Genomic DNA, 12,793 nt, shown 5'->3' on the forward strand with positions numbered 1-12,793 from the left:
CGGGGGTCAGGCGCGCAGGTGTCTCTGGCGGCCGTAGGCGGTGAGCACGACGATCAGCACCAGCCCGAAGAGGATCTGGCGCGGCGCGTCACCCCACTCGCCACCACCGATCTGCATGGTGCGCAACAGCGCGCTCAGGACGGTGAGCAGGACGGCGCCCACGACGGTGCCCAGGTAGCCGCCGACCCCGCCGACCAGCGCGGTCCCGCCGATCACGACGGCGGCGACGCTGTTGAGCATGTAGTCGGAGCCCAGGTTCGTGTAGACGTTCTGGGAGTAGCCCAGGAGCAGCAGCCCGCCCACCCCGGCGAACAGGGACGAGAGCACGTAGGCGCTGAACCGGACCGCCGAGGGGTTCACGCCGGACAGGTGGGCGGTGGTCCGGTTGGCACCCACCGCGTAGAGCCGCCACCCGAACGACGTGCGCCGGAGCAGCCAGACCACCACGACCGACAGCGCCAACCACAGCCACAGGACCCCGGGGATGCCGAACACGGTGTCGCCGGTGACCAGCTGGTTCAGTAGCGGCGCCGCCGAACCCTCGGGGCGGCCGCCGGTGTAGAGCCTGATGAACCCGGCCACGACCGCGATCATGCCGAGGGTCATGACGAGCGGGGGCACCCGGAAGACCAGGACTCCGATCCCGTTGACCACGCCGATGACGCAGGCCGAGCCGAGGGCGATGAGCACCGCGAGGAGGAATCCGTCGTTGGAACCGTCCATGAAGCGGGAGGCCACGATCGCCGACAGTGTCGCGGCCGAGCCGACGGACAGGTCGATGCCCTCGCCTCCGGCGATGATCACCAGGGTCTGGCCGATGGCGATCACCCCGAGGAACGAGGCGACGGTCAGCGTGGTGACGATGTGCCCCCACGTGGCGAAGGCCGGGGAGTAGAGGCTGGCCACGGCCCACAGCACCAGGGTGACGGCGCCGGAGACGACCACCGGGTCCCGGAGCAGGCGGCGGGCGGGGAGGGTGGGGGTCATCGTTGTCCTCCTGGTGCTGCGGCCGCCGAACCGTCGCGGGCGGTGAGGAGCCCGGCGAGCGCGATCGCGGCGATGATGACGCAGCCGTAGACGAACTCGCGGGCGTTGGTGGGAACACCGGCGAAGAACACGAGTCCCTGGATGAGCGAGAGCACCACGGCGCCCACCAGCGCCCCACCCACGCCGCCGGAGCCACCGCGCAGCCGGGTGCCGCCGATGACCAGGGCCGCAATGGACCCGAGGGTGAGTTCGGTGCCCAGGGTGGGGTCGCCCGCACCGGCGTCTGCCAGCAGCGCCACCCCGGCCAGGGAGGCCACCATCCCGCCGAGCGTGTAGGAGAGCACCCGCACCCGAGAGACCGGGACGGCCGAGGTGTAGGCGGCGTCGGCGTTGCCTCCGACCGCGTACAGGTGCTGCCCGAAGCGGCTTCCCCGCAGCACCCGCCAGCCCAGGAACAGGACCACCAGCAGCACGGCGGGGACGGGGACGTACAGGGCCAGGACCATCCGGTAGGTCCCGGTGAGCACCGGGGACACCTCGCCGCCGGGGGTGGGCAGCACCAGCAGGGCCAGTCCGCCGAAGACCGAGCTCGTGGCGAAGGTCGCCACGATGGGTTGGAGCCGCAGGACCGCCACCACCAGGCCGTTGAACAGCCCGCAGGCGGCGCCCGTGGCGAGCCCGGCGGCCAGTGCCAGGGGCAGGCGGGCGTCGTCGCCCTGCATCAGCACCACCGACACCGCCGAGGACAGCGTGACGACGGTGCCGATGGACAGGTCGATCCCGCCGCCGAGCACGATGATGGTCTGCGCGGCCGCGATGGTGGCCAGTGGCAGGAAGGTGGCGAAGCTGGCGCTGAGGCCGTAGGGCGAGAAGAAGCCCGGTTGGAGGATCGCGGACGCGGTCACCGTGACCAGGAGGAGGACCCCCACGGCCAGGGTCGGCATGTGCGCGGACAGCACGGACCGCGCCGGTCCCGGCAGGTCGTGCGTGCTGGTGCCCCTCAGGAGGTTCATGTTCCGCCCTCCTCGGCGGGGTGGGGTCGGGGTGCGGGGGGCGGCTGGCCCGGGGGGCCGGGGTCGGGAAGCTCCGCGGAGCGGCCGTCCTCCCGCGCGGCGGCGAGGTCGTCGCCGGTGACGTGCATGGCGCTGGAGATCAGGGTGTCCTCGGTGAGCCGGTCGCCGGACACCTCGTCCACCACCCGTCCCTCGAACATCACCAGTACCCGGTCGCAGACCTCGACCAGCTCGCGGTCGTCGCTGGAGCCCACCAGGACCGCGGCCCCGGAGGCGGCCAGCTCCGCGACCACCTCGAACATCTCGGCCTTGGCACCGATGTCGACGCCCTTGGCGGGGTCGTCCATGAGCACCACGGTGGGTTGGGTGGCGAACCACTTGCCCACCACGACCTTCTGCTGGTTGCCGCCGGAGAGCGTCGAGACGGGGTCGTCCAGGGAGCCGTACCGGGTGTTGACGCGCTCGGCCACCGCACGGGCGGCCGCGACCTCACGGCGCCGGGACAGCCCCACGCCGAGCAGGGCGCGGCGCCCGACGGAGGGCAGCGCGAGGTTCTCCAGGATGGGTCGGCCCAGTGCCAGCCCCTGGACGCCCCGGTTGCCGGGCACGTAACAGAACCCGGCCCGGACGGCCTGCTTGGGCGAGCGGGCGCGCACGGGGACGCCGTCCAACAGCACGGTGCCGCCGGTGCGCCGACCCGCGCCGAACAGGGCCGCCATCAGTTCGGACTGGCCCTGCCCCTGGAGTCCGCCGAGCCCCAGCACCTCGCCCGCGCGCACCCGCAGGGACACCCCGTGGAGGCGGTCGCCGGTGAGGTCCCGCACCTCGAGGCGCGGCGGCGCGGCCGGGTCGTCGGAGGAGGCGGGTGTGGCCCGGGCCGCCCCCGAAGCGGCGCGGGGCGCGGGGGCGGCCCCCGGGCCCTCGGCGGGGCGGCCCGACATCAGCTCCAGCAGCTCGGCCTCCGGGGTCCCGGCCACCGCCACCGTCGCCACGTCGGTCCCGTTGCGCATGACCGTGGCCCGGTCGCACACCGCGTAGATCTCGGCCAGCCGGTGGGTGATGAACAGGACCAGCGCCCCGCGCGCCCGGAGTTCGTCCACGACCTCGAAGAGCACCTCCACCTGGCCCCGCCGCAGCGACGCGGTCGCCTCGTCCAGCACCAGCACCCGGGGGTCGCGTACCAGCGCCTTGCACACCTCCACCACCTGGCGTTCGCCCGGGTCGAGGTCGCCCACGCGTTCGCGGACCGGCACCCGGCCGCCGAAGGCCGGGGCGAACCGCTCCAACCACGGCAGCGACCGCGCCAGGGCGGCCCGGCGGTCGCGGAGCCCGAAACGGGAGGGCTCCACCCCCAGCACCAGGTTGTCGAGCACCGTGAAGTCCTCGACCAACGACAGCTCCTGGTACACGGAGCTGATCCCGGCGGCCAGGGTGTCGCGGGGGCCGCGCGGGCGCAGCGGCGCTCCGTCCAGCCGCACCTGTCCGGCGTCCGGGGCGACCACCCCGGTGAGCACCTTCAGCAGCGTCGACTTGCCCGACCCGTTGGGCCCCAGGACGGCGTGCACCGTCCCGGAGTCGGCCTCGAAGTCGGCGCCGTCCAGCGCGGTGACCCCTCCGTAGCGTTTGCGCACCTGGCTCATACTCAGGAACGGCGGTGAGTCCACGGGTCCTCTCCCTGGTCCTGTCCGGTCGCGGCCACTGCCACGGGGTGGGTACGCCTCGGCCACTACTCGAAGTAGGCGTCGGCCTCCTCGGGCGTGAGCGCGTGGTCCACCGCGTAGGCGTCGTTCTCGTCGGAGACCTCGGCGAACCGCTCGTCGAAGGTGTCGTCGGTGACGGTCTCCGGGATGGGCAGCCAGGCGTTGTTGCCGTCGAGGGCGTCGGCGGTGAACTCCTCGCCCTGGAGCATCCGGATCACCACGTGCAGGGCGGACACCGAGACGGACGGCGGGTTGGGGACGCCGATGCTCGTGAAGTCGCCCTCCCCGCGCAGGGTGTCCCACTCGCGCATGAAGCCCACCCGGGCCTCGCCGGTCATGACGACGTCGTCCACGAGGCCCTCGGCCTGCAACGCGCGGAACGCGCCGAGGGCCATGCCGTCCTGCACGAACACGCCGTCGACGTCGGGGTTGCTGGCCAACAGGTCGCGGGTGACGGTCTGGCCCTGGTTCTGGTCCCACTCGGCGTAGTCGTTGGCGACCACCTCGACCCCGGCGGAGTCGAAGACCTCGCGCGCCCCGGACCAGCGGTCCTCGTTGGCGGGGTGCCCGTCGATGCCGTTGACCGCGATGATCCGGCCGCCCTCGCCGACCTCGTCGGCCAGCCACTGGGCGGAGAGCGAGGCCCACTCGGCCTGGTCGATGACGACGTTGACGACGTCCTCGGAGGCGACGGCCTGGTCGATGGCGACGATCTGGATGCCCTGCGCGGCGGCCTCGGCGAACACCTGGTCCAACGCGGTGGGCGAGTTCGGGTTGACGATGATCGCGTCCACGTCCGAACGGATGAGGTTGCGGATCTGCTGGATCTGGCCGTTGATGTCGACGTCGGCGCTCTCCACGACCAGCTGGTCGACGACGCCCTCGGCCTCGTACTCGCCGAAGGCCGTCTCCAGCTCGGACAGCATCTGTTCGCGCCACTCGCTGCCGATGAAGCCGTTGCTGACCCCGATCGTGAAGGGGCCCTCGGTGTCGTCCGCCCCGCCGCCTTCGGGTGTGCTGCAGGCCGTGGCCAGCAGTGTTCCCGCTACTGCCGCGGCTCCCAGCGCCAGCGACCCGCGCCAGCGTCGCCCAAGCATGTTCCGGTGCCTCGTCGAACCCATCGGGGGGACCTCCATCCTGTGAGCTGAGTCACGAATCTACGCACCCTTGTGGCGACCGTCAATAACCTTTTTGCCGCCAATCGACGAAAGTATGCGATGATCCGCTCTCCGTTGACACAAAAGAACGGAGCGTGACCACCCCGGGACGGCCCTGCCTGCGGAAACGGGACGGAGCCGGTTGCGAGGTCCGGGGCAGCCCACGGGGCCTCCGGTGCCGAGGAGCGAGAGCGGAGGCCCGAAGGGGGTGCGGAAGAGGTGCTGTGCGGAAGAGGTGCGGTGCGGAGGAGGCGACGGGCGAGAGCCGCCGAGGGACGGGCCGGGGGCGCCGGTCAGCCCAGTCGCGCGGCGAGGGCGCGCAGGGCCCGCAGGCCGATCGGCTCCGAGGCGCCCAACGGCACCTCCACCGTGCCGTGGGCGGCGAAGCGTTCCCGGACGGCGCCCAGCACCGCCGGGTCCACGTCCTCGGGGACCTGGTTGACGATCACCCGGCCCAGACGGAAACCGGTCTCCACCAGCCGTGCCGCCGCCCGGTCGGTCTCGGCCAGCACCATGCGGCGCGGCAGAAGGACCAGCCTCACCTCGGCGTCCTCACGCAGACGGGCGGCGGCCCGCTCCAGCCGTCGGCGACGGGCGTGCAGCCTCTCCAGCAGAGGGTCGTCCGGTGCGCCGTCCCCGGTACCGCCGACCACGCCGACCACGAAACGGTCGGCGTCCACGGCGCGCTCACGCTGGCGCACCAGGCCCTGGACCCACGGGGTGAGCAGCTCGGGCAGGTCGAGCAGGCGCAGCAGGTGACCGGTGGGGGCGCTGTCCACCACCAGCCGGTCCCACGTGCCGGGAACCTCCTCCATGGCGTCCATGAGCAGGTCGGCCAGGGCCGACTCCGCCATCCCGGGACCGGCGGCCGCGTGCTCCAGGTGGCGGGTGACGGCGGGCAGGATCTCCCGGGGCAGGGCGGCGCTCGCGTCGTCGCCGATCCTGCGCACCCTGCGGCGCAGGGCCGCGTCCGCGTCGGGTTCGCGCGCCCACAGGTGCTCCGCCACCCGCACCGGGTCGTCGCCGAGCGGCACGTCCAGGGCGTCGCCGAGGGAGTGGGCCGGGTCGGTGGAGACCAGCAGGGTGCGCAGGCCCGCGTCGGCCAAGCCCAGCGCGTACGCGGCGGCGGTCGTGGTCTTGCCGACCCCGCCCTTGCCGCCGAAGAAGACGATGGGAGCCTCCCCCGGCACTGGCGCGGGTGGCACCCGCCGTTCACGGCGTCCTCGGCCGAGCCTCAACAGCACACCCCCGGTCCGCCGAGATCGTCGCGCCCCATACGCAGGTGCCACTCGTGCAGGTCGGCCACCATGTACGGGATCAGGTCGAGCGTCTCATAGGAGACGGGCCCCTCCACCCCCAGGGTCTCCAGGAGCAGGAGGGCCCGCAGCGTGTCCTCCTGGGTGCGCGCCTCCCGGCGCAGTTCCTGACGCCAGCGCGAGGCGAAGACCTCGTCGTGGAAGGCCTCCAGCCGTTTCCAGGCGTCACGCACGCGGGAGAGCGCACCCGTCGGGTCCACGTCGTTACTTCTCCTTCGGGTCGGGGTCGGTGCCCTCGGCGGTGACGCCCTCGGAGCCCGCGGCCCCGGACGGAGCGGTCTCCGGCGAGACGGCCCCACCGGACTCCTCCTCGCCGTCCACGGGCAGCTCCCCCGCCCGGCGCGCGGCGAACGCCTTGCGCAGCGCCAGCCCGGCCTCGATGACCAGCCAGATCGCCAGCGCGAAGATGACGAAGTCCAGCGGGGCCAGCAGGAAGAGATCGATCAGCGAGTCCGACTTCAGGAACGCGACCAGGTTGACGACGAGCGCCCACGAGGTCATCACCAGCAGGAAGACCAGCGGGATGAGGATGGCCAGCGGGTTGCGGCCGCGCTTGGTCACCCACACCGCGATCACCGCGAGCGCGAGCCCGGCGGTGAGCTGGTTGGTGGTGCCGAACAGCTGCCAGAGCGTACCGAAGGCGAAGTCGCCCGGGATGAGCGCCAGGCCCAGCGGAACGATCGAGGCGACCAGGGTCGCCGCGGTGAGGTTGCGCGCCAGCGGGCGGAAGCGGACGATCTCCGCGATCTCCTGGACGATGTAGCGCTGGAGGCGCACACCGGTGTCCATGGTGGTGGCGGCGAAGCTGACCACCACGACCACCGCGAAGATGACGCCGATCTCCAGCGGGACGCCGAGGTTGTGGGCGAACTGGCCGACACCCTCGACGAAGTTGCCGGTGGCCCCGGCGGACGCGGACCCGAAGTCGCTGTACAGGCCCTTCCAGTCCGCCAGCGGAGAGGCGGAGGCGGCGACCACACCGGCGGTGCAGGCCAGGATCGAGCAGACCGCGAGCGTGCCCTCACCGGCGGCGCCCAGGTAGCCGACCATCCGGGAGTCGGTCTCCTTGTCGATCTGCTTGGCGGTGGTACCCGACGAGACCAGGCTGTGGAAGCCGGAGATGGCCCCGCAGGCCACGGTGACGAACAGCAGCGGGAACCAGGGCGGGGAACCGGCCGGGACGTCGCTGTTGATCACCGGGGCGACGATGGTGTCCCACCCGACGATGACACCGAGGAAGATGACCACGAAGGCCAGCATCATCTGGTGCAGGTTGATGTAGTCGCGCGGCTGGAGCAGCATCCACACCGGGATGCGGGAGGCCACGAACGCGTACACGAACAGCAGGATGATCCAGACCGTGTTGGGGGTCATCCCCATGGCCTCGGAGACGCCGGTGATGTCGATCGGGAACATCACGCCGAGCGGGATGCACACGTACACCAGGGCCAGCGCGATGATCGACGGCACCAGCGCGGAGGAGCGCCTCTTGTACACGATCTGGCCGACCGCGATCGCCAGCGGGATCTCGATCAGGACCGGCAGGACGGCCGCCGGGTAGTTCACGAACAGGTTCGAGATGACCACGGCGAACACCGCGTTGACCATGGTCAGCAGGAAGAAGATGATCACCAGGAAGAGCGTGCGGGAGCGCTTGCTGATGACCTCCCCCGCGAGGGTGCCGATACTGCGGGCCTTGTGCCGGACCGACACCACCAGGGCGCCGAAGTCGTGCACGCCGGCCGCGAAGACGGTGCCGAGCAGAATCCACGCGAGTGCGGGGCCCCAGCCCCAGAACACCGCGACCGCCGGACCGACGATGGGGGCGGCTCCCGCCACCGAGATGAAGTGGTGGCTGAAAACGATGTGCCGATTCGTCGGAACGAAATCGACACCGTCCTTGTAGGTGTGCGCCGGGGTGATGTACCCGGGGTCGAGCGCGTACACCTTCTCTGCCAAATATCGCGAATAGTAACGGTAGCCAACGGCGAACACCGCCACCGACGCGAGTAGGACTAGGGCTGCGGGCATGGCCGTGGCCTACCTTTCACGCTCCGGGTCCGATCCGTCACCGCGACCCCTCGATCCGTGCTCGTCAGCCTGGGGGGTCGCGGCCGATTCGGAACATGGGTTAAAGTCACCAGAAATTAACATGCGGCATTCCTCACATATAAGGCCTGACCTTGGCTGATCTGATCACGGTTTGGCAGCGATCCACCGTCGCCGAACTCTCATGGACCACCCCTTCCGGCCCTTCGGGTATTCCCGTCGTTCCGCTCATGTGGCGTGACTTCCCGTGTGTCGCGCTGCCCTACTCGATGGCCGACACCGCCCTCTCCCTCAGGGGCCGGACGGCGGCCCTCAGCGTGAGCGCGGCGGACGCGGGCACCGGCGCGGCGGTCGTCGGCACCGGGCCGGTCGAGGTGCTGGAGGACGTCGACGGCTCCCTGTTCGTGGAGCACCTCGTGGAGCAGGAGGCGCTCAAGCACCCGCCCACCCGCCTGCGCGCCGACAGCCTCATCGCCCGCCGGGAGAACTGGTGGTGGGTGCCGCGCGTGATCGTCTCCCTCACCGAAGTCGAGGAGCAGCGCGACCTGCACCCGCGGACCCGGGCCGCCGACGCCCTGCTGGTGCGCGACCGGCGGGGCCGCCCCGAGGTCGAGGTGGTCACCGCCGAGGACTGGACGGGCCAGGACGGCGTGACCCTGTGGGCGCGCGGTGGAGCACCCCTTGACGGAGCGGGGGAACCAGCCCTCGTCTTCTCCCACCAGTACAGCCCCGACTTCGAACGGTGGGAGCGGTGGTCCCGGCGGGGCACGCTCACCGGCGACACCCTGACCGTCACCGAAGCGCAGGGGTCTCCCACCGGAGCGGACCCCGCCGGTCCCCTCTCCCCCTATGGTCTGCTGGAACGCCTCTCCAACCACCGCTCCCTGGCCCGCTCCTGCCGCACCGGCATCGCCCGCGCCGAGTCCCGCTCCACCACCTGACCCCGTTCGTCGTCACCCGCTGGAACACTCACCGGTACGTCCCCCTTCGTCACCGCGTGGTGCGTTCCCCTGGAGCCTGCGATGAGCCAGACCGGTCTTTCCCCCGAGATACCGCTCGGTCCCTTCGAAGAGGTCCCCTTCCGGGTCCTCGGTGATGGGGAGGACGGGCTGTGGCATACGGTGCACGACTGCCCGGGGCTCCTCCCTGGCACCGACCCGTGGCTACGAGTCCCGCTCACGTCGGCTGTTCTCGGCGAACTCTGCTGGGACTGCGAGACGATCAGGGGTGGTGGTCCCGTCACCGCTGTGGGCCTCTTCGTGGATGCCGTGCTCACGGTGCTTCGCCTGTCGTCCCTGGTCCTGACAGAGCCTGACGAGGAGGACTGGGACGACGAGGGGGGACTGGGAGGAGTGGACGGACGGGGCGGAACCGCGGGACGACGGAGAGCCCGCGCAGGAGGAAGCGCGCGAGGGACCGTACAGAACGGCACGCGACCTCGCCGAGGACTCCTGGCTGACCTACGTCGATCTGTCCCGACGCCTGTCGGAGACCGTGTTTCGCTACCCCTGGCTGGAAACGTGGGCGAGACCCGCCCTCACCGCGATGGCGGCGGAGACCGAGGAGCGGCGCCAGTCCTTCGTCAGCCTCGTACGGGAAACGGACCTGTTGGAGGTGGCGGCGGCGTTCCTGCTGCCTTCGCCGGAACTCCCCACCGACCACTCCGGGTTCGACGCCATGGAGGAGTCGGTCGTGCGCTCCGCGCTGGAGGACCTCAGGGACTCCTGGGAACGGAGAGTCCGCATCCACCCCGGTGGCCTCTCCGAAGAGGCCTTCGCACGCAGCCTCGAGGTCTACGTACCGGACTCCGCGAACGACGCGGCTCGCCACGCCTTCCAGGAGTTCGTCAACGAACGGATCGCGAGAGCCCGAGCGGTCGTCGAGCAGTACACCTCCGCCTCACCACGCTGGGTCCTGCTCACCCTCCCCCGGCACTGGCGACACCCCACCGGCTGGTGGACGGGAACGATCGCCACCTACTCGAAGGCTTCGGACTGGGGCAGGAGGGCCGCGCTCCTGCTCGCTCCCGAGCTGGTCGTCCGACGCCTCGCGGAGGAGGCACAGGAACACGGCATCACCTACGAGGAACTGGACCAGGACCCGGCCTCGGACGCCACCGACCTGCTCTCCGCTCTCTTGTCGTGCGCTCCTCCGGAGCCCGTCCACTTCCTGGCCCCCGGTGTGCTCGATGACGTACCGGTGCACGAGCGGCGCTCCCTGACCGCCGAGGACGCCGCTCTGCTCCGCACCACCGAAGCACTTCCCGAACAGGTCTACGTCGTTCTCTCGGCCACACACGGTGTCGAGATCCTCCTCCCCACCGTGATCGAGGAACGCTGCCGGAACGGCTGGTCCGGTGTGCTTCTCGCCGGAGCTTCGGACCTCCCCGAGGCGCTGGCCGCTCCGGTGGTGGAGCGTGCGCTCACCGCCCGGGCCGACCGGGAGGCATGGAGTCGTGATCACACCGACGAAGCCCTGGGAAGGCAGGACGGAGAGGCCTGGTTCAACCGGTTCGGAGCCGATTCCCGGCAGGAACTACGGTTCAGGAACCGCCTGCTGATCCTGGCCAGAACCGTGCCCGACCTGCGCGACCTGGGAACGATGGCCGACACCTTTCACGAATCCCGCCTGGGCCACGGCCTGCTTTCCGGGCGCCGTCTCGACCTGGACCCCTTCCATCCGCTCGGCAGGCCCCTGTTCGAGAGAGGCGGCCCCCTCGTCAGGAATCCCGGCCTGGGGCTGCCCCTCGCTCACCTGGCCGGAGTCCAGATCTACTCCACGGATATGCGACAGGACCTGGAGAGGATGGGCCACGCTCCCGGTTGCCAGCACGCCCCCAGCCGATTCGGGCACGAGTTCAGCCTGATGTCGGCCGAAGAGTTCATGGGGATCTTCTCGCGACGGTGGTGTTCCGTCTGCGGCGGCTACGCCGTCCGGTACCTCGACGACGGACAGCTCACCTACTACCGCCTCGCACACGGCCTCCACCGCCTGTGGATGGAGGTGAACGGATGGGCGGACCGACTGGACCGGCTGCCCGAGGAGGAGGTCAGGAACACCCTGACCGAACTCACCGGGTTCGAGACCGCGCCACTCGACCCCAGGATGGACCTCGCGGACCGTCTACGGTGGAAGGGGGCCGTGCGCCACGTTAGGGTCCAGGCCGACCGCGTACTGCGGCATCTCCGCAGACCGAACCGCTCCACCAGGGCCAGACTCACACGGGACCTGCGTCAGTTGCCGGAGACACCACAGGAACTGGCCAGCGTCGACGTCCGTACGGACCCACTCCTGAAGCGTCACCTCAAGGCTGTTCTCAGCAGGGCGGTGGACCCGGGTCTCCAAGCACGTGTCTCGACCGTCCTGGACCATCTCGGGAGCGGATCACCCCCCGAAGGGTTCCCGGCTCTCACCCTTCTGCGGCAGGCCCGCGCTCACGCCGCCGAAGCCGACGAATGGGAGATCGTCCCCCTCCTCCAGAACTGTCTGGACTTCGCCGAGAACCGATTGCCCGCCCCCGACCTCCAAGAACGCCACCGATTGCTGAAGGAGGGGCGCCGGGACGCCGGGCTTCTCGAGATGCTGGTCCCCCAGCTGAAGAACGACCTCAGATGGGATATTCGGTACCTCGAACGGTTCCTCGAGCAGAACCCCGGTGCGGAGGCCCACCGGGTCGTGGAGCAGCTCACGTCGCTGTACAACGACGTAGGGCACCTGGAGGCTCCCCTGAACCGTCCCGGACGCTACGTCATCAGCCGAGGCCGCTCCGAACTCGAGTCGTGGTTGCGGCACGCCGCACGCAACCGCGTCGACGTGGAGGACATCGAGGAGACCGCCCGCCGGATCTCCCTGTCCCCGGAGGCCCTGTCACTGGTGGCCGCCGACAAGGAGGGGGAACTCCTACTCAGAGCCGCCGAACTCCGCCGCAGGAAGACGAGGTTGGAGGCGCTGAGGACACTCGCCGAGGACCCCTCGGTGCGGGAGTCGCAGCTCCAGAAGGCCCTGATGAACCAACCCTGGATCTTCGGCGGACAGTACGTCGGACAGGCGACCCACCGCCGGTTGTGCCCGGGTGACGAGGTGGACCTGCCCCTGATCCGGGGCGACGGGTCGCTACACGTCGTGGAGATCAAACGCGCCGCCCGCCTCGGAGCGTCGCTCGTGAAGCCCCTCCGCGGCGAATACGTCACGACGTCGCAGGTCAACGATGCCGTCGGGCAGGCCGCCAACTACTTGGTCAACCTCGACGAGCAGCGCGACAGGATCATGGCCGAGTTCGGTATCGAAACACGACGTGCGGGCGCGACGGTCCTGATCGGCCACCCCCACGCCCAGCCCGACGTGCCCGAGGCGAAGATCAACGAGACCCTGCGCAAGATGAACACCATGGTCTCCCGGGTCGAGGTCCTCACCTACAAGGAGCTCATCGACAACGCCCAGCGTGCCCTCGGCGAACCGTTTGCGGACGGTCCCACTCTCTCCTGAGGGACGTCGGGGTCTCCGCGCGGGGCGCGGGCCCCGGGGCGCGCCTGCGCGGCGGATAGAATGCGCGGGTACCGGTGATCGAGAAG

At 70.6% G+C, this 12,793-nt stretch carries 9 protein-coding genes; 2 read left to right on the forward strand and 7 right to left on the reverse strand.

Annotated features, from left to right (window positions below; all coding sequences use genetic code 11):
• Positions 1-6: 6 nt before the first annotated feature.
• The 7 genes from ACFYL4_RS23935 to ACFYL4_RS23965 form a co-directional block, all read right to left on the reverse strand.
• On the reverse strand, positions 7-987 hold the full coding sequence (locus tag ACFYL4_RS23935) for an ABC transporter permease (RefSeq protein ID WP_357767423.1): 981 nt from the start codon (positions 985-987) through the stop codon (positions 7-9).
• The gene (locus tag ACFYL4_RS23940; RefSeq protein ID WP_387521226.1) at positions 984-2,000 is read right to left on the reverse strand and encodes an ABC transporter permease; all 1,017 of its coding nucleotides are present in this window, start codon (positions 1,998-2,000) and stop codon (positions 984-986) included. The genes ACFYL4_RS23935 and ACFYL4_RS23940 overlap by 4 nt, the downstream gene beginning before the upstream one ends.
• Positions 1,997-3,664 (reverse strand): sugar ABC transporter ATP-binding protein, encoded by a 1,668-nt coding sequence (locus tag ACFYL4_RS23945; protein WP_387521229.1) that lies wholly within the window; start codon positions 3,662-3,664, stop codon positions 1,997-1,999. The genes ACFYL4_RS23940 and ACFYL4_RS23945 overlap by 4 nt, the downstream gene beginning before the upstream one ends.
• Before the next feature lie 62 nt (positions 3,665-3,726).
• The gene (locus ACFYL4_RS23950) at positions 3,727-4,797 is read right to left on the reverse strand and encodes a substrate-binding domain-containing protein (protein WP_357767415.1); all 1,071 of its coding nucleotides are present in this window, start codon (positions 4,795-4,797) and stop codon (positions 3,727-3,729) included.
• A 353-nt stretch (positions 4,798-5,150) separates the two neighbouring features.
• A complete protein-coding gene (locus tag ACFYL4_RS23955; RefSeq protein WP_387521232.1) occupies positions 5,151-6,095 on the reverse strand; it encodes an ArsA family ATPase in 945 nt (314 codons plus the stop codon).
• On the reverse strand, positions 6,092-6,373 hold the full coding sequence (locus tag ACFYL4_RS23960) for a cory-CC-star protein (RefSeq protein WP_357767409.1): 282 nt from the start codon (positions 6,371-6,373) through the stop codon (positions 6,092-6,094). The genes ACFYL4_RS23955 and ACFYL4_RS23960 overlap by 4 nt, the downstream gene beginning before the upstream one ends.
• A 4-nt stretch (positions 6,374-6,377) precedes the next feature.
• On the reverse strand, positions 6,378-8,204 hold the full coding sequence (locus tag ACFYL4_RS23965; protein WP_387521235.1) for a carbon starvation protein A: 1,827 nt from the start codon (positions 8,202-8,204) through the stop codon (positions 6,378-6,380).
• A gap of 152 nt (positions 8,205-8,356) precedes the next feature.
• Here ACFYL4_RS23965 and ACFYL4_RS23970 point away from each other — a divergent pair, with 152 nt between their 5' ends.
• Both ACFYL4_RS23970 and ACFYL4_RS23975 read left to right on the forward strand, forming a co-directional pair.
• Positions 8,357-9,163, forward strand: coding sequence for a hypothetical protein (locus ACFYL4_RS23970; protein ID WP_387521237.1), 807 nt, complete (start codon positions 8,357-8,359; stop codon positions 9,161-9,163).
• Between the two features lie 604 nt (positions 9,164-9,767).
• The gene (locus ACFYL4_RS23975) at positions 9,768-12,707 is read left to right on the forward strand and encodes a Shedu anti-phage system protein SduA domain-containing protein (RefSeq protein WP_387521240.1); all 2,940 of its coding nucleotides are present in this window, start codon (positions 9,768-9,770) and stop codon (positions 12,705-12,707) included.
• The last annotated feature ends 86 nt before the right edge of the window (positions 12,708-12,793 follow it).

Origin of the sequence: Nocardiopsis sp. NPDC006938, from assembly GCF_042869555.1 — a bacterium.
In the GTDB taxonomy this organism is placed as follows: domain Bacteria; phylum Actinomycetota; class Actinomycetes; order Streptosporangiales; family Streptosporangiaceae; genus Nocardiopsis.

Excerpts from the sequence above, each read along its gene's own strand:
- ACFYL4_RS23965 (WP_387521235.1), bottom strand. The coding sequence starts at position 8,204 with ATGCCCGCAGCCCTAGTCCTACTCGCGTCGGTGGCGGTGTTCGCCGTT.
- ACFYL4_RS23975 (WP_387521240.1), top strand. The coding sequence starts at position 9,768 with ATGGCGGCGGAGACCGAGGAGCGGCGCCAGTCCTTCGTCAGCCTCGTA.
- ACFYL4_RS23950 (WP_357767415.1), bottom strand. The coding sequence starts at position 4,797 with ATGCTTGGGCGACGCTGGCGCGGGTCGCTGGCGCTGGGAGCCGCGGCA.
- ACFYL4_RS23935 (WP_357767423.1), bottom strand. The coding sequence starts at position 987 with ATGACCCCCACCCTCCCCGCCCGCCGCCTGCTCCGGGACCCGGTGGTC.
- ACFYL4_RS23940 (WP_387521226.1), bottom strand. The coding sequence starts at position 2,000 with ATGAACCTCCTGAGGGGCACCAGCACGCACGACCTGCCGGGACCGGCG.